General features: G+C 40.3%; 17 protein-coding genes. 5 read left to right on the top strand and 12 right to left on the bottom strand.

Annotated elements, in window-relative coordinates; all coding sequences use genetic code 11:
• Window positions 1-64: 64 nt before the first annotated feature.
• From glmS to cdaA, 4 genes are all read right to left on the bottom strand, one after another.
• Window positions 65-1,885: a glutamine--fructose-6-phosphate transaminase (isomerizing) gene (gene glmS / locus H5R64_RS05780; RefSeq protein WP_182580969.1), complete on the bottom strand. Its 1,821-nt coding sequence runs from the start codon at window positions 1,883-1,885 to the stop codon at window positions 65-67.
• 179 nt (window positions 1,886-2,064) lie between these two features.
• Window positions 2,065-3,420: a phosphoglucosamine mutase gene (glmM, locus tag H5R64_RS05775; protein ID WP_182580970.1), complete on the bottom strand. Its 1,356-nt coding sequence runs from the start codon at window positions 3,418-3,420 to the stop codon at window positions 2,065-2,067.
• Between the two features lie 13 nt (window positions 3,421-3,433).
• On the bottom strand, window positions 3,434-4,282 hold the full coding sequence (locus H5R64_RS05770) for a CdaR family protein (protein ID WP_182580971.1): 849 nt from the start codon (window positions 4,280-4,282) through the stop codon (window positions 3,434-3,436).
• Entirely contained in the window at window positions 4,275-5,123 is an 849-nt protein-coding gene (gene cdaA / locus H5R64_RS05765; protein ID WP_182580972.1) for a diadenylate cyclase CdaA, read from the bottom strand. Before cdaA ends, H5R64_RS05770 begins: the two co-directional genes overlap by 8 nt.
• Before the next feature lie 144 nt (window positions 5,124-5,267).
• Here cdaA and H5R64_RS05760 point away from each other — a divergent pair, with 144 nt between their 5' ends.
• Window positions 5,268-5,927 (top strand): DUF1361 domain-containing protein, encoded by a 660-nt coding sequence (locus H5R64_RS05760; RefSeq protein WP_182583035.1) that lies wholly within the window; start codon window positions 5,268-5,270, stop codon window positions 5,925-5,927.
• A gap of 150 nt (window positions 5,928-6,077) precedes the next feature.
• On the opposite strand, the gene murB is transcribed toward H5R64_RS05760, so the two are convergent.
• A complete protein-coding gene (gene murB / locus H5R64_RS05755) occupies window positions 6,078-6,974 on the bottom strand; it encodes a UDP-N-acetylmuramate dehydrogenase (RefSeq protein WP_182583033.1) in 897 nt (298 codons plus the stop codon).
• Between the two features lie 137 nt (window positions 6,975-7,111).
• On the opposite strand from murB, the gene H5R64_RS05750 reads away from it, so the two are divergent.
• Window positions 7,112-7,648, top strand: a complete 537-nt coding sequence (locus tag H5R64_RS05750; protein WP_182580975.1) for a 3'-5' exonuclease — start codon at window positions 7,112-7,114, stop codon at window positions 7,646-7,648.
• A 15-nt stretch (window positions 7,649-7,663) separates the two neighbouring features.
• The gene (locus tag H5R64_RS05745; RefSeq protein ID WP_182580976.1) at window positions 7,664-8,095 is read left to right on the top strand and encodes a PAS domain-containing protein; all 432 of its coding nucleotides are present in this window, start codon (window positions 7,664-7,666) and stop codon (window positions 8,093-8,095) included.
• An 82-nt stretch (window positions 8,096-8,177) separates the two neighbouring features.
• Here the strand turns inward: H5R64_RS05745 and frc are convergent, their stop codons facing one another.
• Together frc and oxc are read right to left on the bottom strand one after the other, a co-directional pair.
• Entirely contained in the window at window positions 8,178-9,521 is a 1,344-nt protein-coding gene (frc, locus tag H5R64_RS05740; protein WP_182580977.1) for a formyl-CoA transferase, read from the bottom strand.
• Entirely contained in the window at window positions 9,514-11,238 is a 1,725-nt protein-coding gene (gene oxc / locus H5R64_RS05735) for an oxalyl-CoA decarboxylase (RefSeq protein ID WP_182583031.1), read from the bottom strand. The genes frc and oxc overlap by 8 nt, the downstream gene beginning before the upstream one ends.
• Before the next feature lie 294 nt (window positions 11,239-11,532).
• Here oxc and H5R64_RS05730 point away from each other — a divergent pair, with 294 nt between their 5' ends.
• Entirely contained in the window at window positions 11,533-12,711 is a 1,179-nt protein-coding gene (locus H5R64_RS05730; protein WP_182580979.1) for an AEC family transporter, read from the top strand.
• Between the two features lie 85 nt (window positions 12,712-12,796).
• On the opposite strand, the gene H5R64_RS05725 is transcribed toward H5R64_RS05730, so the two are convergent.
• The 4 genes from H5R64_RS05725 to H5R64_RS05710 all read right to left on the bottom strand — a co-directional run bounded on the left by H5R64_RS05725 (window position 12,797) and on the right by H5R64_RS05710 (window position 15,558).
• The gene (locus H5R64_RS05725) at window positions 12,797-13,282 is read right to left on the bottom strand and encodes a GNAT family N-acetyltransferase (RefSeq protein ID WP_182580980.1); all 486 of its coding nucleotides are present in this window, start codon (window positions 13,280-13,282) and stop codon (window positions 12,797-12,799) included.
• Between the two features lie 2 nt (window positions 13,283-13,284).
• Window positions 13,285-13,737, bottom strand: coding sequence for a tRNA (adenosine(37)-N6)-threonylcarbamoyltransferase complex ATPase subunit type 1 TsaE (gene tsaE / locus H5R64_RS05720; RefSeq protein WP_182580981.1), 453 nt, complete (start codon window positions 13,735-13,737; stop codon window positions 13,285-13,287).
• A gap of 123 nt (window positions 13,738-13,860) precedes the next feature.
• Window positions 13,861-14,835, bottom strand: a complete 975-nt coding sequence (gene pta / locus H5R64_RS05715; RefSeq protein ID WP_182580982.1) for a phosphate acetyltransferase — start codon at window positions 14,833-14,835, stop codon at window positions 13,861-13,863.
• 24 nt (window positions 14,836-14,859) lie between these two features.
• Complete coding sequence (locus H5R64_RS05710) at window positions 14,860-15,558, bottom strand: uracil-DNA glycosylase (RefSeq protein ID WP_182583029.1); 699 nt, start codon at window positions 15,556-15,558, stop codon at window positions 14,860-14,862.
• A gap of 143 nt (window positions 15,559-15,701) precedes the next feature.
• Here H5R64_RS05710 and H5R64_RS05705 point away from each other — a divergent pair, with 143 nt between their 5' ends.
• Complete coding sequence (locus H5R64_RS05705; RefSeq protein WP_231797927.1) at window positions 15,702-16,271, top strand: LURP-one-related/scramblase family protein; 570 nt, start codon at window positions 15,702-15,704, stop codon at window positions 16,269-16,271.
• A 65-nt stretch (window positions 16,272-16,336) separates the two neighbouring features.
• On the opposite strand, the gene H5R64_RS05700 is transcribed toward H5R64_RS05705, so the two are convergent.
• Window positions 16,337-17,572 carry an ISL3 family transposase gene (locus H5R64_RS05700; RefSeq protein WP_182582783.1) on the bottom strand — a complete coding sequence of 412 codons (1,236 nt, stop codon included), beginning with the start codon at window positions 17,570-17,572 and terminating at the stop codon, window positions 16,337-16,339.
• Between the last annotated feature and the right edge of the window lie 47 nt (window positions 17,573-17,619).

Raw genomic sequence — 17,619 nt, 5'->3', positions numbered from 1 at the left:
TTCAATAAGTGACAATAAAAGCCAGATGCTAACCATAAGAGGGCATCTGGCTTTTATAAATTAATTATTGAACAGTAACTGACTTAGCCAAGTTACGTGGTTTATCAACATCTAAACCTTTACCAAGACTAGTGTAGTAAGCCAACAATTGTGCTGGAACAACACTAAGCAATGGGCTTAACAATTCGTCAACGTCGGGCAAGATAATGTTATCGTTATCCTTTGCCAAGTGACGAGAAACGATCGTCAGGGTATTAGCCCCCCGAGCTTCTGTTTCTTCAAGGTTACTCCGGGTCAAACCGGCAGTTCGGTCTTGCGTAATGATTCCAATAACTGGGGTTCCCTTTTCAATCAAAGCAATTGTTCCGTGCTTTAATTCACCAGAAGCAAAACCTTCAGCTTGAACATAGGAAATTTCCTTCAACTTCAATGCAGCTTCAAGAGATACAGACCAATCGATTCCTCGACCAATGTAGAAGGCATTCCGTGGCTTAGAAAGATACTTATCTGAAAGGTCCTTCAAGATGCTCTTACTATCAGTAATTGATTGCATTCCATTGGCAACCAAACCAAGTTGGTGCTTAACATCAAATGCACCAGCAACTGGCTTATCCATGTATTCCCCAAGAGCCTTTGCCAAGATTGCTTCAACAGCAATTTGAGCAGTGTAAGCCTTAGTAGATGCAACTGCAATTTCAGGACCAGCGTAAAGTAATTCAGTGAAGGTTGCTTCACGAGAAAGCGTTGACTTGTCAACATTAGTGATAGTCAAACTTGGCCAGTTATTCTTGTTAACATTAACCAAAACTTCACGGCTATCAGCAGTTTCACCACTTTGGCTCAAGAAGATAAAGAATGGCTTTTGAGAAAGCAATGGTTGTTCGTAAGCAAATTCTGATGAAATGTGAACAGAAGTTGGGATGCCAACTAACTTTTCAAAGATTCGCGCACCAATCAAACCAGCATGGTAACTAGTACCAGCGCCAATGATGTAAAGGTGATCAGCTTCTGACATTGCCTTCAATAATTCTTCGTTGATTGTTGGCTTGCCGTCTTCATCAAAGTACTTTTGGACTAACTTCCGCATTACAGCAGGTTGTTCGTCAACTTCCTTTAACATGTAGAATGGGTAAGCTCCCTTGTCCGCAGCATTCGGATCCATATCAACAGTAAAGGTATCACGGTGCTTTTCATTACCATCAAAATCTTCAATTTCAATAGAATGTGGTTTTACGATAACTAATTCGTGATCGTCTAATTCCATGAATTCGTTAGTTTGCTTTAACATTGAAGTAGCATCTGAACCAACCATATTGTAGCCATCACCAATCCCCACAAGTAATGGGCTCTTGTTCTTAGCAACGTAAAGGGTATCTGGTTCTTTCTTATCCATCAAGACAAAGGCATATGATGAATCAGGACTGATTAACTTCAGCACCTTAAGCAAGGCGTCCTTCGTGGTTAAGTGATCTTCAACCACGAACTTATCTACTAATTGAACTACTACTTCAGTATCAGTTTGACTCTTAAAATTAACGTCAGATAAGTAGTCCGCCTTTAATTGAGCATAGTTTTCAATCACACCGTTGTGAACAAGGTAGAAACGTTCATCGCTTGAGTATTGTGGGTGAGCGTTGGCTTCATTCGGTTCACCATGAGTAGCCCAACGAGTATGGCCAATTCCTGATAATCCTTGAACATCATCAGTCAAAGCGTCTTCAAGGTTACTAATTCGCCCAGCACGCTTAACAAGGTAATCATGACCTTCATTATCGTTAACATAGACACCAGCTGAATCATAACCACGATATTCAAGCCGCTTCAAACCATTAATTAAAATTGATAGACTGTCCTTATTTCCAGTCACTCCAACAATTCCACACATAATTAATACCATCCTTTTAAAATTGGTATAGACACTTATAAAGTATCCCACTTATTAAATACACTTAGTATCATAATGCCTTGCGCAATTCTTGTCAATTTAATTCTCTTTAATTGGTCTAGTTTGTAAAACTATAAAATAAAAGAGCGAGAAAAAATACTTTTCTCACTCTTAACTTATTATTTAACTTCAAGTTCTTGCCGAGCAACTTCAGCAATTCGTTCAACGTATTGGTGAACTAGTTCTGGAGTGGCTGCTTCTGCCATAATTCGGAGTAGCGGTTCAGTTCCACTTGGACGAACTAATACTCGACCATCGCCATTCATTTCATTCTCAACTTCTTCAATAATCGCCCGAAGCTTTTCATTATTCATCGCAGCAGCCTTATCAGCAACCTTGATATTTACAAGTTCTTGTGGGTAATCAGTCACATCACTGGCTAATTCTTTCAATGACTTACCTGTTTCTTTAATTACAGAGAGTAATTGAAGGGCAGTCAACATTCCGTCTCCAGTAGTATTGTAATCCAAGAAGATAATATGACCAGATTGTTCACCACCGAGATTATAGCCCTTCTTCAACATCTCTTCCACAACGTAACGGTCACCAACCTTAGTCTTTACACTGGTCATGCTATGACTTTCAAGGGCCTTGTACATCCCCATGTTACTCATCACCGTTGTTACAACAGTGTCCTTTTTCAATAAGCCCTTGCTATCCATGTACTTACCACAAATGTACATGATCTTATCACCATTAACGATATTTCCTTCACTATCAACCGCAATACACCGGTCACCATCTCCATCAAAGGCAATTCCAAGATCGGCCTTATTTTCAACAACAGCTTTTTGGAGTTCTTCCGGGTGAGTTGAACCACAGTTAAGGTTGGTATTTAAGCCATTTGGTTGAGCGTTAATTGGAATAAAGTCAACATTCATGTCAGCAAAAAGATTAGAAACAAACCCCGAAGTAGCACCATTAGCGGCATCAACAACAACCTTCAAACCAGATAGGTCTGTTGATACGGTTTGTTCAAGGAATGAGGTATACTTCAATGCCCCCTCATGGTAATCAGCCACGGTCCCAAGGCCTTCGTCAGATGGTCGTGGTAAAGTATCTTCATCAGCATCCAATAATTGTTCAATTTCATATTCCAAATCATCAGATAACTTAAAGCCATCTCCACCAAAATACTTAATCCCATTATACTTGATTGGATTATGACTCGCAGTAATCATAACACCCGCATCGGCTTCTTGAGCCCGCACTAGGTAAGCCACACCAGGTGTAGTAACTACCCCTAACCGTAAAACCTCGATTCCTACTGACAACAAACCAGCAACTAAAGCACTCTCTAGCATTTGACCAGAAATTCGGGTATCCCGTGAAACTAACACTTGTGGTTGTTTCCGGTTAGAGTGGCGGGTTAAAACATACCCACCAGCACGACCCACACGAAAGGCTAATTCAGGACTTAAATCTTGATTTGCAACTCCGCGAACTCCATCAGTACCAAAATATTTTAACTTCATTATTTTTCTCCTCTTAATCATTATTATTTGAACTTACTTGTGTGCTATTACTTGACGAACTGTTTTCACTCGAACTTTCGCGACTAGAGTGACTACCATTGGAACTTGACTGCTCACTTTCACTGTCACTCGACGAATTTTCAGCATCGCTATTGTTACCCTGAATTGGAATCGTCACATTGGTTGTATTTGGTTCAATTACGACGTTTAATGTTTGCCCATTCTTATCCACTGCTTGTAAGGTTACTAGACGGTGAATATCTTCAGTAGCTTTATTTGGCATTGCCACAAAAGCAACTACTCGATCAACCTTATCGACTTCTTCACGTGAACCAGAAACGCGAACATGATCCACATCAGTCCGTGGGTCACCAATCTTAAAATTATTGCTCAGGGAATGGGAACCCAAACGAACCGTAATCTTCTTTACGATCGTCTTCCGTGGTTGAATATTAATCGTCACGTACTTTGGCTTAACAGTTGCGTGAAGTTCTGAATTCAAGCCACTTGTTTTTACCTTTACCCGGTGCTCGCCAGTTCCAACATTGGTTAAGTCAATATAGGCCTTAAAATTCTGTGTATTTGAGGTTGTTGTTACTAACGCAGAAGGACCGCTAACGCTTACCTTAACTGTTTTGGGATAACCACTCACTACGTAGTTGCTATCTGTGGTAATATCTAGCGGCATCTGAATAACTGCCGTTTTATTAGACATTAACGCACTCGTCTGGTCATGCTGCCTCGTATTCTGACGAAGAAAACCATTACTCCCGTTATTAACATAGAAAAACAGGAAAAGGGCTAACACTAGTGATGTTATCCGCAAAAACCACTTGTTATTGAAAAATTCCCAGTTATTCATTGCTGCCACCTCCTCGGCGACTAAAGAATGAGAAGAGCTTGGTAAAGAAGTTCGTATTCTCATTTCTAGATGACTCACTGTAAAGCTGAGCCCGCAAGAATTTCAGGTAATCGTTTCGTGACATATTACGGATTAATTCATTATCCTTTGTAATTGACACCTCACCGGTCTCTTCAGAAATAACGATTGTCAAAGCATCTGTCACTTCACTGATCCCAACTGCAGCCCGGTGACGGGTCCCAAGTTCCTTTGGAATCAGTTTACTATCAGATAACGGCAGATAGGCTGCAGCAACTGAAATCCGATTATTCTTAATAATAACCGCCCCATCATGAAGTGGTGTGTTAGGAATAAACGTATTAATTAGTAACGCTCCTGAAATATCAGCATCCAGTGGAATCCCAGTTTCGATATACTCTTCCAAACCAGTCTTCATTTCAATACTAATCAACGCACCAATTCGTCGCTTTGACATATACTGGATTGCCTGATCTAATTGTCTAATAGTTTCTTCCTCAGTCTCATTAGCTGTCTGATTATGAGTAAAGAAGGTGCCACGTCCCAAGTGTTCCAGTCCCCGACGAATTTCTGGCTGGAAAATGATCACAATGGCAATAACTCCCCAATTAATAATCTGATCCATAACCCATGAAACCGTACTCAGCCCAACATACCAGCTCACGACCTTAACCAAGATAATAATCAAGATCCCCCGGAATAACTGAACAGCACGGGTACCACGAATTAACAATAATAATTCATAGATTAAAAACCAAATTACTAAGATATCGATTAGATGGATCAGGTTCTGCCAAGTAAACAGCGCTGAAATAAACTGCATAACTTATCTCACCATCCTCTAAATTACCATAACATTATATCATTTTCTTCCGAAAAGAACCGCAGTTTACTAAATTTCTGGTATCTACAATAAAGTCTGGTATTCTGGACAGTGAAACTATTATTTCTGGAAGGAACCGATCAAATGTTTAAATTAACAAAACAATGGCAAATCCGTATTTTCTTTTGGATTGCGATTATCCTCCTTAAACTTTTTATGCCTAAACCATTTAACTTCATGGCCTTCAATGTTTTTCTTGCTTATATTCCGGTAGAAATCGGCTTTCAATTACCCCGATTCAATGATCGTCGGGCACTAGCTTTTTGGGTTAGCCTAATCGTTTGGCTGTTATTTTATCCCAATACCCCGTACGTCATGACTGACCTCTTCCACCTTTCCTGGCTCAATCCCCACACTAGTATTAACGGCATTCTCAAGTCTGATCCTCATATCTGGTTAATCTTTGCGATCATGGTTCTCTGTGCTGTTAGTTGCCTTTTCTTCGGTTTACTTTCATTAGATCAAGTCAGCCACCAACTTACTGAACTAATCACGCCTAAACACCCAACGTTAAAATTTTGGTGGATTATTCTCTTTTCATTTATTTCCAGTATTGGAATCTACATTGGCCGCTTTCTTCGTCTCCATTCCATCTATCTCTTTTTCACTCCAAGTTGGTTTTTCCAGCAACTTATGTCCATCTGGTCAATTAACATGTTAAAATTCACTCTCATCCTCACCTGCCTCCAAATTCTTTCTTACTGGATCCTCAAAACAGTGCAGAATACAAGATTTAAAGTGTGATCCGTGACGGACTAATAATCGAGTCCAGGATATTCAAGTGGAGACTGTAGTTACGACAAACTCATTCCACCTCAATTTCAATAGAATCATTTCAATAAAGAAATAAGTCCTAAAGTCATCTAATACGATGACTTTAGGACTTATTCTTATTTAATCCCGTCCAATAATCCGGACTTCTGTTTCGAGCTCAACACCGAACTTCTCTTTGACAACTCTTTGAACATGGCGAATAACATTCAGGTAATCAGTAGCTGTCCCGTTGTTAATATTAACAATAAAGCCAGCATGCTTCTTTGATACTTGAGCCCCTCCTGAAGTGTAACCCTGAAGGCCAGAATCATGAATTAATTTACCAGCGAAGTACCCCTTTGGCCGTTTGAAGACACTTCCACAGGATGGCAACTCTAAAGGTTGCTTAGCCGCCCGCCGAGCATTAAGCTCATCCATTTGCGCAGTAATTTCTTCTTTATTGCCTGCCTTCAATCCAAAGGAAGCTTCTAGCACAACTCCATTATTATCCTGCACACTACTATGCCGATATCCAAAGTCTAACTCTTCGTTATTTAGTTCCTGAATTTCACCAGTTGGCAACATGATCGTTGCTGACTTAACAACAAATTGGGTTTCTCCCCCATATGCACCAGCGTTCATAAAGACCGCCCCACCAACACTTCCAGGAATCCCAGCAGCAAACTCTAAACCAGTTAAACTATGGTCCCGAGCTACTTGGGTAGTCTTAATATAAGTAGCTCCAGCTTGTGCCTTAACCACATCGCCTTCAACCTTAATCTGATTCATCTTAGTAACGATCATTACTAACCCAGCAACTCCACCATCACGAACAATTAAATTACTGGCATTTCCGATGACAGTTAAGGGAAGATTATTTTTCCGAACAAAATCCACTAATTGTTGAACTTGTTCGACACTTTCTGGAAAAGCTAACCAATCAGCCTTGCCACCAGTATGAGTAAAGGTATACTTTGAAAGCGGTTCTTGCTTTTTAATATCAATTTTGGGAAATTCTTTAATTAGATCAATTGCCATTGCTTCGTCGTCCTTTATTTTGTTTTTAGCAATATTGTATCATGTTTGTACATAAAACTTCTGTCGCATGAACAGAATTACTGTTAGAATTAATTATATTGTTAATATTTTTAACCAACGAAAGGAGAGCTTGCTTCGTGAATTTCATTGCGATGGATTTTGAAACTGCAAGCGGTAAACGTTCCAGTGCCTGCTCATTGGCCCTAACAATCGTTCGGAATAACCAAATCACTGACGAATTTTATACCCTAATTAATCCCCAAACTGAATTTTTTTGGAGAAACGTTCAAATTCACGGCATCCATGAAAAAGATGTTCAGGATGCTCCACTATTTCCCGAAGTTTGGCAACACATTAAACAATTCTACCAGCCAGAGCAACTTGTGATTGCTCATAATAATAGTTTTGATAATAGTGTCTTAAAAAACACCCTTCTTCACTATGGGATTCAACCACCAACTTACCAGACTCTCGACACCGTCAAGAGTAGTCGGCAATTAATTCCCGGCCTCAGCAACTATAAACTCAACACCGTTTGTAACGCCTTACAGATTGATTTGCACCACCACCATAACGCCCTTGATGACGCCCAGGCTTGTGCAAACATTTTATTATATGAAGCTACGCATTTTGGTGCCGACAAACTTCGCCCATTCATTAATTTTTACAATTAAAGGAGAACCTAATCCATGAATAACGAAACAGTTAATCTTCTGGGTGGTAATTTAACCCTAACCCAACTTAACGCAATTTTTCAAACTATTCCCGAAGAATTCGATTTCATTGATGAGCATGATATCGTTCGCTGGTCGTCTGCTAATCGGCACCGACTCTTCAAGCGAACTGATGACGATTTAGGCAAGCATGTTTTAGAAGTCCACCCTGGTCACAGTCAAGAGCGGGTTAAGCAAGTTCTCAAGCAAATGCATGATGGCAAACGTGGTGTTCTTAGTTTGATTATCCATTATCATGGTAAACCAGTTAACATTGCTTTTTACTCACTTCATGATAATGATGGTAAATATATTGGTTGTGTTGAAGTTACTCAAGACGTTTCAGGACACCAAGAAAAGGGTGCTTGGTGGCATAATCTCAAACAAGTGCTTTTTAAGAAGCATTAAAAAGTAAAGAGGATGGAAAAATATTTTCCATCCTCTTTTTATTTATATTGCTGAGAGTTATTGATTCTTATTTTCCATAATATTATTCTTCACCCTTAATAACCTGGGTCCGTGGGTTATCCGGCTTCTTAACTCTGGAAATAACACCCTTTTCAACTAATTCATCAATTTGAGCTGGATCGTAGCCAAGGGATTTAAGGATTTCCTTGTTGTTTTCACCAAGATCTGGTGCCCGCTTATAATCTGGCTTGTAGTTAGCAAGAGTAAATGGTAGACCAATTGTCTTGAACTTACCACGGTTACCACCTTGATCAATGGTAACAATTGTTCCATCCTCATTAAGGTCCGGATCATTTTCCAATTCGTGCCAGTCAAGAACTGGACCAACTGGAATCCCAACGGCACCTAACTTCTTGGTTAACTCGAATTTATCGTAATTCTTAGTATACGATTCAATTAATGGGTAAAGTTCTTCCTTATGCAATTGCCGGTTTTGCCAACCTTCAAAGCGTGGATCAGTAGCCCATTCTGGGTGCCCCATTGTCTTGGCAATTGTTTCCCAACTCTTGTCACTGTTTTGGACAACGATGTAAACGTAAGCGTTCGGATCAGTTTCCCAACCCTTAGCCTTATATGTCCAACCAATTACTTGACCACCTTCAGTGTTCTCAGCACGTGGAATAGCCTTCCCCCACTTGAAGTTTGGATAAACAGCGTAGTGAGGTAATGCACCTAAGTTATCCAACATAATTTGGTCACGAAGCTTAATCCGACAAAGGTTAAGCACAGCATCTTGCATTGATTGGTAAACATAAGTCCCTTCACCAGTGTGTTCACGTTGGAGAAGAGCTGCCAAAATAGCGATTGTTAAGTGCATTCCGGAATTTGAATCACCCAAAGCGGCAGCTGATTGGGTTGGGACGTTATACTTTCCCTCATTCCAACCAGTTGCAGATGCAGCACCACCAGCTGACTGAGCGACCGGTTCAAAGGCCTTAACATTTTCAAACCGTGAGCCCTGGTTAAAGCCCTTCAATGAAGCCATGATTAAACGTGGATTCAGTTTATGAACCTTTTCCCAACCAAAGCCAGCTTTTTTAGCTGCTCCCGGCTTGATGTTTTCAACGAAAATATCAGCCTTCTTCAACAGATCATACATAATCTTTTGCCCTTCAGGAGTCTTAATGTTCAAGGTTAAGGACTTCTTGTTGGCGTTCAATTGAAGGTAGTAAAGGCTCCACGAGTCCTTAATATCAAGCAATTCATTCCGAGTTGGATCACCAGTATTAGTCCGTTCAATCTTAATAACATCAGCACCTAACCATGCTAAAAGTTGCGTACAGGAAGGACCGGACTGAACCTGAGTCCAATCAACAACCTTGATTCCCTTTAATGGTGCAAAATCATTTGTGTTTTCTTCAGTCATTGTTCTTGCTCCTTTCAGCTTCTTCAAGTGGCTTCAAATTCAATGCTGGGTTCAAGTTACCAATGTGACCTGATTCCTTACCCATTGATGGGTCAATTTGAACATTAATCAGGTTTGGACGGCCAGATTCAACAGCCTTTGCAAAGGTATCCTTCATTTCTTGGTAGTTTGATACGAAGTAGTTATCACCACCAAATGCCTTAGCCATCAAATCGTAACGGCCAGTTGGGTCAAGTGTTGTTGGACCCAATTGGTCAGGGACCACTTGGTCAACTCCGTTATAAATCCCACCATTATTGATTACAACAACAGTAATTGGGAGCTTGTAACGGCAAATGGTTTCCATTTCCATCCCATCAAATCCAAAAGCACTATCACCATCAAGGGCAACAACATGTTTGCCGGTTTCAATAGCTGTAGCAATGGCATAACCCATGCCAACACCCATCACACCCCATGTACCGGTATCAAGTCGGTGACGTGGTAACTTCATTCCAATCATATTCCGACCAATATCCAAGGTATTAGCACCTTCACTAACAATATAGGTGTCAGGATGTTCGTTAAAGTATTCAGCAATTGGTTCAATTGCTCCATAATAACCAAACTTTGGGTTAGTCTTTCCGGCAGCGATCCGTTCGGCAAACTTAGCATCATTCTTTGCCGTGTCTTGGGCAATTTGATCTAACCATTCTTCACTTGTATGATAGCCACTCTTAATAAGTGCTGGGACAAGTTTAGCCAAGATTGATTGGAGATCACCTTGAAGAGGTGCAGAAATCTTTTGCGAAGAATCAAATTGAGTAGCATCAATATCAAGTTGAATGAATTTGGCGTCTGGATTGAATTGAGGAGCATCACCATAAGAAAGCATCCAGTTAAGCCGGGCACCAATTAAGATTACGGCATCGGCATTCTTCAGTGATAATGAACGTGCAGAAGCAGCAGAATACTTATTGTCATCAGGAACAACACCCTTGGCCATCGACATTGGCAAGAATGGAATTCCAGTTTCATTAACTAACTTTTGAACTTGTTCTTCAGTCCGTGCATATGCAGCACCTTTTCCAAGGATAATTAATGGCTTTTGTGCGTTTTTAATAATATTAACTGCTCGTGATACTGCTTCATCACTCGGCTCTTGTTTTGGTGCTGGATCAACTAACTTATAGATTCCAGTATCAGCAGTTGGTGCTTCTTGAGAAATCGTATCAGCTGGTAAATCGAGGTAAACTCCACCTGGCCGACCAGATACTGCTGTCCGAATTGCTCGAGCAACAGCTAGCCCAATATCTTCCGCCCGGTCAACCCGATATGCCTTCTTACAAAATGGCTTGGCAACATTATATTGATCAAGTCCCTCATAATCACCTTGGGAAAGATCAATAATGTGTCGTTCAGATGAACCAGAAATCATAATTAATGGGAAACAGTTCTTCGTTGCTTGAGCTAATGCTGTTAGTCCGTTTAAGAATCCAGGAGCAGATACGGTTAATGCTACTCCCGGCTTTTGAGTCAAGTAACCAGCTGCGGCAGCGGCATCTACTGCAGAATCTTCACGACGAAAGCCGTAGTACTTCATTCCTCGTAATTCCGCTAACCGGGCAAAGTCAGTTACTGGGATTCCTACCAGTCCATAAATATTGTTAATTCCATTCTGTCGTAAAGCCTTAATTAATAGGCTTGCACCAGTTCGTTCTAGAGAATTTTCTGTCATAATTATCCTCCTCTAGCCTAAATAGCCTTCGTTAAAGCAGTGCACTGTTAAAATTGTTGTATACAGTTCACTTATACAACATTTAATATAAATTAGCAACTGATTTTCTCCTTAATAATAAATAAAGTTATTTTTCTCTTTATGTGTTTTTCCTTTATCACTTGGATAATTTACTTATTGCTTCCTGAAAATGTTTATTTATTCCTAAAACAGCTTGCTTATTCGTATTAAATGAGTAATATTAAACGTGTATAGGCATTATTATTTTTTTCATATTTAAGGAGGATGAAAGTTATGGTTAGTATCCTTATCGATGATATTATTCCGATCTTAGTAATCATGTTATTAGGATACCTCTGCGGGAAATTCTATTATTTTGATAATGATCAACGTCAAGGACTAAATAAATTAGTTCTAAACATTGCTTTACCAGCAGCGCTGTTCATTTCAATTGTTAAAGCAACCCGTTCGATGTTCGCTCAGGATATCGTTCTTACCTTAATATCAGTTATTGGGGTTGTTGGTCTTTTCATGCTTAGTTTTTTCTTGGATAAATTATTCTTCCACCGTTCAACCCAACAAGCAGCTGTCTGTGCATTAATTGCTGGATCACCAACAATTGGTTTCCTTGGATTTGCGGTTCTAGACCCTATTTACGGGAATACAGTTACTACTAACCTTGTTATTGGGATTGTTTCAATCGTTGTTAATGCGATTACGATCCCTCTTGGCTTAGCACTAATTAATCGTGGTCAAGATGCGACCAAAAAGAAAGCTCAGACTACAAATACACCTGGTACCAAGGTAAATGTTGAGCAGGTAACTGGTAAGGGGCGCCATAAGGAAACCAAGAAAGTTATGGTAACCATTCCTGATGGTGTACCGGTTACTGATGCCGAAGCAAAGGCGTTGGAAGAAAAAGGCCTAGATCGAGAAATTGATTTAGCTCGGGCTGAAATCGCTAACCACGCTAATACTAACCATAAGCCAATGAACTCCACTTTAAAGTCAGTTCTAAGTGCTATTAAACAGCCTGTTGCCGCTGCACCTCTTTTAGCTGTTATCTTTGTTTTGATTGGAATTCATATTCCAAGTTCATGGGCACCAACTTTTGATCTGATTGCAAAAGCAAATGCTGGGGTTGCCGTCCTCGCTGCCGGACTTGCCCTGGCAACTGTTAAGTTCTCTGTTGATAAAGAAGTTATCTGGAACACCTTCTTCCGGCTATTCCTTACTCCTGCCATCATTGTTGCTGCTGCCTATATCTGTGGAATGGGAACTGATCCTGAAAAAATTTCCATGCTTTGTTTAGCTACGGGGTTACCACCTGCATTTTCTGGAATCATCATTTCAAGTCGCTATAACATCTACGTCAAGGAGGGGGCTAGTTCAGTTGCTGTCTCAACAGTTGTCTTTGCCGCTAGTTGTATCTTCTGGATTTGGCTTTTACCAATCTTGGCTCACATTTTTTAAAATATAATCAATCCAATACTCAAAGCGGTTCGGGACTCGTAAAAAACGAATCCTGAACCGCTTTCTTATCTTTTCTAAGCTATTCTTATGAATTATATGTCATCAATAATGCAGGACGGCCAGCAATTTGTACGTGTTTCTGAACCACAAAGTTCATTTTTCGGTATAGGTTAATTGCCGGAAGGTTATCTTCAAACACATCCAATACCAACCCACTTAAACTACTGTAATTACTATACCAATATTGGGCTTCATCGACTAAAAGCTGACCGATCCCATGGCGCCAGTATTTTTTAGCAACGATGATACCAAGTTCGCCTATTTCATTTTTTCCCGTTAACCGCATTACAGTAACCATCCCGATAATCTGGTCACCTAAAACTGCTAAGAGGATCACACAATCATCAGAATCATTAATTACTTGCAAATTTTTTTGTTCTTCCTTTACAGTAACCCGTTCCAAGTGGGGAATGGTTACCGCATCACTTTCGCTTGCAGCTTTTCGAAGGAAATTTAAGACTTGAGATGCGTCTTTTGGTTCTGCTAATTTAATTTTAACCGTATCTGCCAAGATTAAAGCTCCGTAACAATCTGTGCAAAATGCTGTCCATGAGGCTCTAATTGTAGACAACGCGTATTCTCATCAGCTGTCCGTTTGAAATGAATTGCTAAAAAGTCAGCCGGTAATTCATCTACAACAAATTGAGCCCACTCAACAACACTAACTCCATCACTGTCGAAGTATTCTTCAAGTCCAAGGTCTTCTGCCCCACCATTTTCAAGTCGGTAAGCGTCCATATGATAAAGCGGTAAGCGTCCATCATGGTATTCCCGGACAATGGTAAAGGTCGGGCTCTTAATTAAATCTGGGATCGCTAAGCCCTTTGCAATTCCCTTAGTGAAAGTTGTTTTACCAGCTCCTAAGTCACCATCAAGGACAAGAACGTCTCCTGCCTTAAGTAACCGACCAATTTGTTCACCGAGATTAATCGTTTCTTCCCGATCATTTAAAGTTACTTCTTTCATATTTCCATTTCTCCTTGAATTTTCTGTAACCATTGTAGCCGATTTCTTAGTTTAAACGCAAAAAGAAATAAAATAAGAAGGTAACGTGAACTTCACGTAACCTTCCCATCGTTTTTTCTTAAATTATAGTGCTTGTGCTGCTGTGATAATCGCAACTTTGTAGGCATCATCTTCACTGCATCCCCGTGAAAGATCTGCAATTGGGGCATTTAACCCTTGAAGGATGGGGCCAACAGCAGTGAAGCCACCAAGACGTTGGGCAATCTTATAACCAATGTTTCCGGCTTCCAGACTTGGGAAGATGAAGACATTTGCATGACCAGCAACCTTAGAATCTGGGGCCTTTAGCTTTGCAACTTCTGGAACCACAGCAGCATCAAATTGCATTTCGCCATCTGCCGCAAGGTCTGGTTCCATTTCATGAACTTTCTCTACTGCATCAGCAACTTTAGTGACCATTTCAGCCTTAGCAGAACCTTTAGTAGAGAAACTAAGAAGAGCAACTTTGGGATCAATTCCAAAGAGCTTAGCAGTTTCAGCGCTTTGAATGGCAACTTCGGCCATTGTCGAGGCATCTAATTCAATATTGATTGCACAATCAGCAAAGATATAGCGTTGTTCACCCTTCTTCATTAAGAAAGCCCCACTAATTCGGTGAGCGTTCGGCTTAGTCTTGATAATTTGCAAGGCAGGCCGCACAGTCGCCCCAGTAGAGTGAACTGCACCAGAAACCATTCCGTCTGCTTTACCCATATAAACTAACATGGTCCCAAAGTAACTAACATCTTCCAACATCTTCTCAACTTGTTCCGGGGAGTTCTTCCCCTTCCGCCGTTCAAGCAGAGAATCAAACATTTCTTGCTTATCTGATTTTGGATAGGTTACAGGATCAATAATTCTTAAGCCACTACTATCTAAATTATTTTGACGAGCAGTAGTCTTAATTTCTTCTTCCTTACCTAAGAGGATTGGCTCCACTAAATCATGATTTTTCAGTCGAATAGCAGCACCTAAAATCCGCTTATCAGCACCTTCAGGGAATACAATCGTCTTACCCTTTCCTTTTATTTTTGCAGCGATTTCATCAAATAAATCCATCTACAAGAACCTCCTTGTTGGTTATCAAGCCTTACCGTCAACTATCGGTTGATCCGGTAATTGCCAATCAATTGGCTCCTCTCCCATTGCGCGAAGTGCTTCATTTGTCTTTGAAAATGGTTTTGAACCAAAGAATCCGCGGTTAGCTGAAAGCGGGCTTGGATGGGCTGATTCTAAGATAATATTAGTTTTAAGATTAATCAGCTTCTTCTTATCCCGTGCCGCTCTTCCCCACAAAATAAAGACAACCGGTTGGGGGCGCTCGGACAATGCATGAATCGCAGCATCCGTTAATTGTTCCCAACCATGTCCCTTATGAGAAAAGGCTTGGTCCGCACGAACCGTTAAGACTGAGTTCAAAAGTAAAACGCCCTGATCAGCCCATTTCTTTAGGTAACCATGTTGAACCGGATGACAACCAACATCACTTTGCAACTCTTTATAAATATTTTGCAAGGATGGTGGAACCGGGATCCCTGGTAAAACTGAAAAGCTGCACCCATGAGCCTGGCGAGGACCATGGTACGGATCTTGACCTAAAATGACAACCTTAACTTTACTAAAGGGCGTCCACTCAAAAGCCTCAAAAATATGATGCATCTCCGGATAAATCGTCCGGTGACTATATTCTTCTTTTAAGAAATTATGGAGTTGAGCATAGTATGTACTTTCAAATTGGGGTTTTAAAACGTCCCACCAATCATTATGAATAAGTTGTTTCACGATTCTAGCACCTCACCTAATATTTTAGCATAAGTCGCCAATAGCCGGTAACAAAAATGAAACCGCTTCGTAAAGTTAACAATTTTATAATTAACCTGGTACAATAAGGGTAATTAACTTGTCTTTTAAGGAGTGGTGATTGAATGCGGCAACTTTATCTACGTGATCATGATACAGATCTCCATGGAACCACTGTCATCCGGAACTATCAAGGACGTTCGTTATATCTGTTGGTAGGTAAATGGGGAATGCTTCATGATGTTCTCTCTTTGTATTCAATTTCTGGAGATTTGCTTGCAGAAGTTAAGCAACTTAGCTTTGGGATTATCCCGAAGTTTGCATTATACAAGGATCGGCAAAAAGTCGGTACCGTTAGTAAGTCATTAGGTTTTGTGCGCGAAGTAATTTACATCAAAGGACTTAGTTGGGTTGTGGTTGGTTCACCATTCTCCGGAAAGTACCGGGTCTTTAAGAAAAATCACCTTATCTTCTCAATTCGACCAGTCGCATTCACTGGTGATTATTACCACGAATTAAAAGTCCAAAAAGAAGATGATGAGCCACTAGCAATCCTTATTGCCAGCGTTCTCCAACACTGGGCTCGTCGCAAGCAAGGATCTCCTCTCCGTGTTCATTGGGGCAGTGTTGCTACCGGAAATGATACCTGTTTAGGTTATCAGGTTAAACCATCACAATTTAAGAAACGAGATTAAATGGGTATCCGTCAACTGGTATTGATGGATATCGATGCCACTCACAGAAATGTGGGTGGTATTTTTTATGCAAATAGACAATCAATTCTTAAAAAGAAAAAGTTTTGATTGGCAAACCCATAACAGGTTCGTTTAAGAGTTTTAATTTTCCGATTAATTCCTTCTAATGGACCGTTCGAAAATTCATACTTGGTGCTGTTAATTACTGCTTGTTGGTTCTTCCTAAAGGTTCTGATCGTAGTATCCATTTCAGTATTAGTAGTCTGGTAATTTTGTAAAACCGCTTGAAGAAGTTTGGGATCACGCTCCTGAAGGGCTTGAGTAATTGCTTGATATGTTTGGTAAACGACCTTAAAGTCAGTGAATTTACTGGTGATTAAGTCAACAGCGTTTTGTTTCGTCATATATTCATTTATCCCCCGGAGATAAACAGGCTTTTCGGGGTGAAGTTCGGTCTGCTTAAGATGAAATAAGCGCCATTGGTTTTTCATAATCTTATATTCACGACTGTGTTTATCTAAGAACTTAAGAATATTAAGTCGACAGTTATCTAAAGCTCGACCGGCCAATTGGACAATATGAAAACGATCAATAATGATTTGGGCATTCGGAAATAGACGGTAAATAAAGCTCTGGTATTGTGCATTGAGGTCGATAACGACCGATTCTACCCGAGCTCGTTCGGCTTGACTATAACGATTTTCAAAGTAATCAATAATCGATGGTGAAAGCCGATTGTGAAGTTTAACCACTAGTTGGTGACTTTCACTGTCACAACAAATAAATGACATGATGGACTTAGTTGAACGAAACTCATCAAAGCAGAGGTGTTTAGGAAGAACGGCCATCCGATAATGCGGTTTAACGCGTTCGATAGTCGTCCGCCGAACACTGCTGGGCGAGCAATGACAAAGGCGAGCGATTAGCTCGCCATTCATACCTTCATGAACAAATAGCATAATTTGACTTTTGAGTTTTCGAGTAAGGGTCTGATTGGGCTTAGTTAAATCTGTTGTCGCACCGAAGGTTGTTTGGCAATTGGAACAGTAATAACGTTGCTTAGCCAGGATCATTTCATACCGCATGCCATTAAGACTCGCTAAGCGAAGATGAGTTTTGCGAAAGCCATTTTTGACCACAGTTTCAAATCCACAATTTTTACAGCGCGCCACCGGATAAGATAAGGAAGCATGGATTACTTTAAGCTGCTCATTGTTTTTCGAGGTTGTTTCAACATTAAGAACTTTAATGTTTCGGTCTTCAATTCCGAGGAGATTTAGGATAGAATTATTTAGGGACATCTGTATAACCTTCTTTACATGATTTTTGTGGTGAATTGATTGTACAA

This window comes from Limosilactobacillus fastidiosus (assembly GCF_014145505.1).
Taxonomy (GTDB): Bacteria; Bacillota; Bacilli; order Lactobacillales; family Lactobacillaceae; genus Limosilactobacillus; species Limosilactobacillus fastidiosus.
The sequence above is the reverse complement of the archived record's forward strand: the minus strand, read 5'-3'. Positions and strand labels throughout refer to the sequence as shown.

What these genes read in the sequence shown, in the direction of transcription:
- glmS (WP_182580969.1), bottom strand. Translation starts at nt 1,885, where the DNA reads ATGTGTGGAATTGTTGGAGTGACTGGAAATAAGGACAGTCTATCAATT.
- glmM (WP_182580970.1), bottom strand. Translation starts at nt 3,420, where the DNA reads ATGAAGTTAAAATATTTTGGTACTGATGGAGTTCGCGGAGTTGCAAAT.
- H5R64_RS05770 (WP_182580971.1), bottom strand. Translation starts at nt 4,282, where the DNA reads ATGAATAACTGGGAATTTTTCAATAACAAGTGGTTTTTGCGGATAACA.
- cdaA (WP_182580972.1), bottom strand. Translation starts at nt 5,123, where the DNA reads ATGCAGTTTATTTCAGCGCTGTTTACTTGGCAGAACCTGATCCATCTA.
- H5R64_RS05760 (WP_182583035.1), top strand. Translation starts at nt 5,268, where the DNA reads ATGTTTAAATTAACAAAACAATGGCAAATCCGTATTTTCTTTTGGATT.
- murB (WP_182583033.1), bottom strand. Translation starts at nt 6,974, where the DNA reads ATGGCAATTGATCTAATTAAAGAATTTCCCAAAATTGATATTAAAAAG.
- H5R64_RS05745 (WP_182580976.1), top strand. Translation starts at nt 7,664, where the DNA reads ATGAATAACGAAACAGTTAATCTTCTGGGTGGTAATTTAACCCTAACC.
- frc (WP_182580977.1), bottom strand. Translation starts at nt 9,521, where the DNA reads ATGACTGAAGAAAACACAAATGATTTTGCACCATTAAAGGGAATCAAG.
- oxc (WP_182583031.1), bottom strand. Translation starts at nt 11,238, where the DNA reads ATGACAGAAAATTCTCTAGAACGAACTGGTGCAAGCCTATTAATTAAG.
- H5R64_RS05730 (WP_182580979.1), top strand. Translation starts at nt 11,533, where the DNA reads ATGGTTAGTATCCTTATCGATGATATTATTCCGATCTTAGTAATCATG.
- tsaE (WP_182580981.1), bottom strand. Translation starts at nt 13,737, where the DNA reads ATGAAAGAAGTAACTTTAAATGATCGGGAAGAAACGATTAATCTCGGT.
- pta (WP_182580982.1), bottom strand. Translation starts at nt 14,835, where the DNA reads ATGGATTTATTTGATGAAATCGCTGCAAAAATAAAAGGAAAGGGTAAG.
- H5R64_RS05705 (WP_231797927.1), top strand. Translation starts at nt 15,702, where the DNA reads ATGCGGCAACTTTATCTACGTGATCATGATACAGATCTCCATGGAACC.
- H5R64_RS05700 (WP_182582783.1), bottom strand. Translation starts at nt 17,572, where the DNA reads ATGTCCCTAAATAATTCTATCCTAAATCTCCTCGGAATTGAAGACCGA.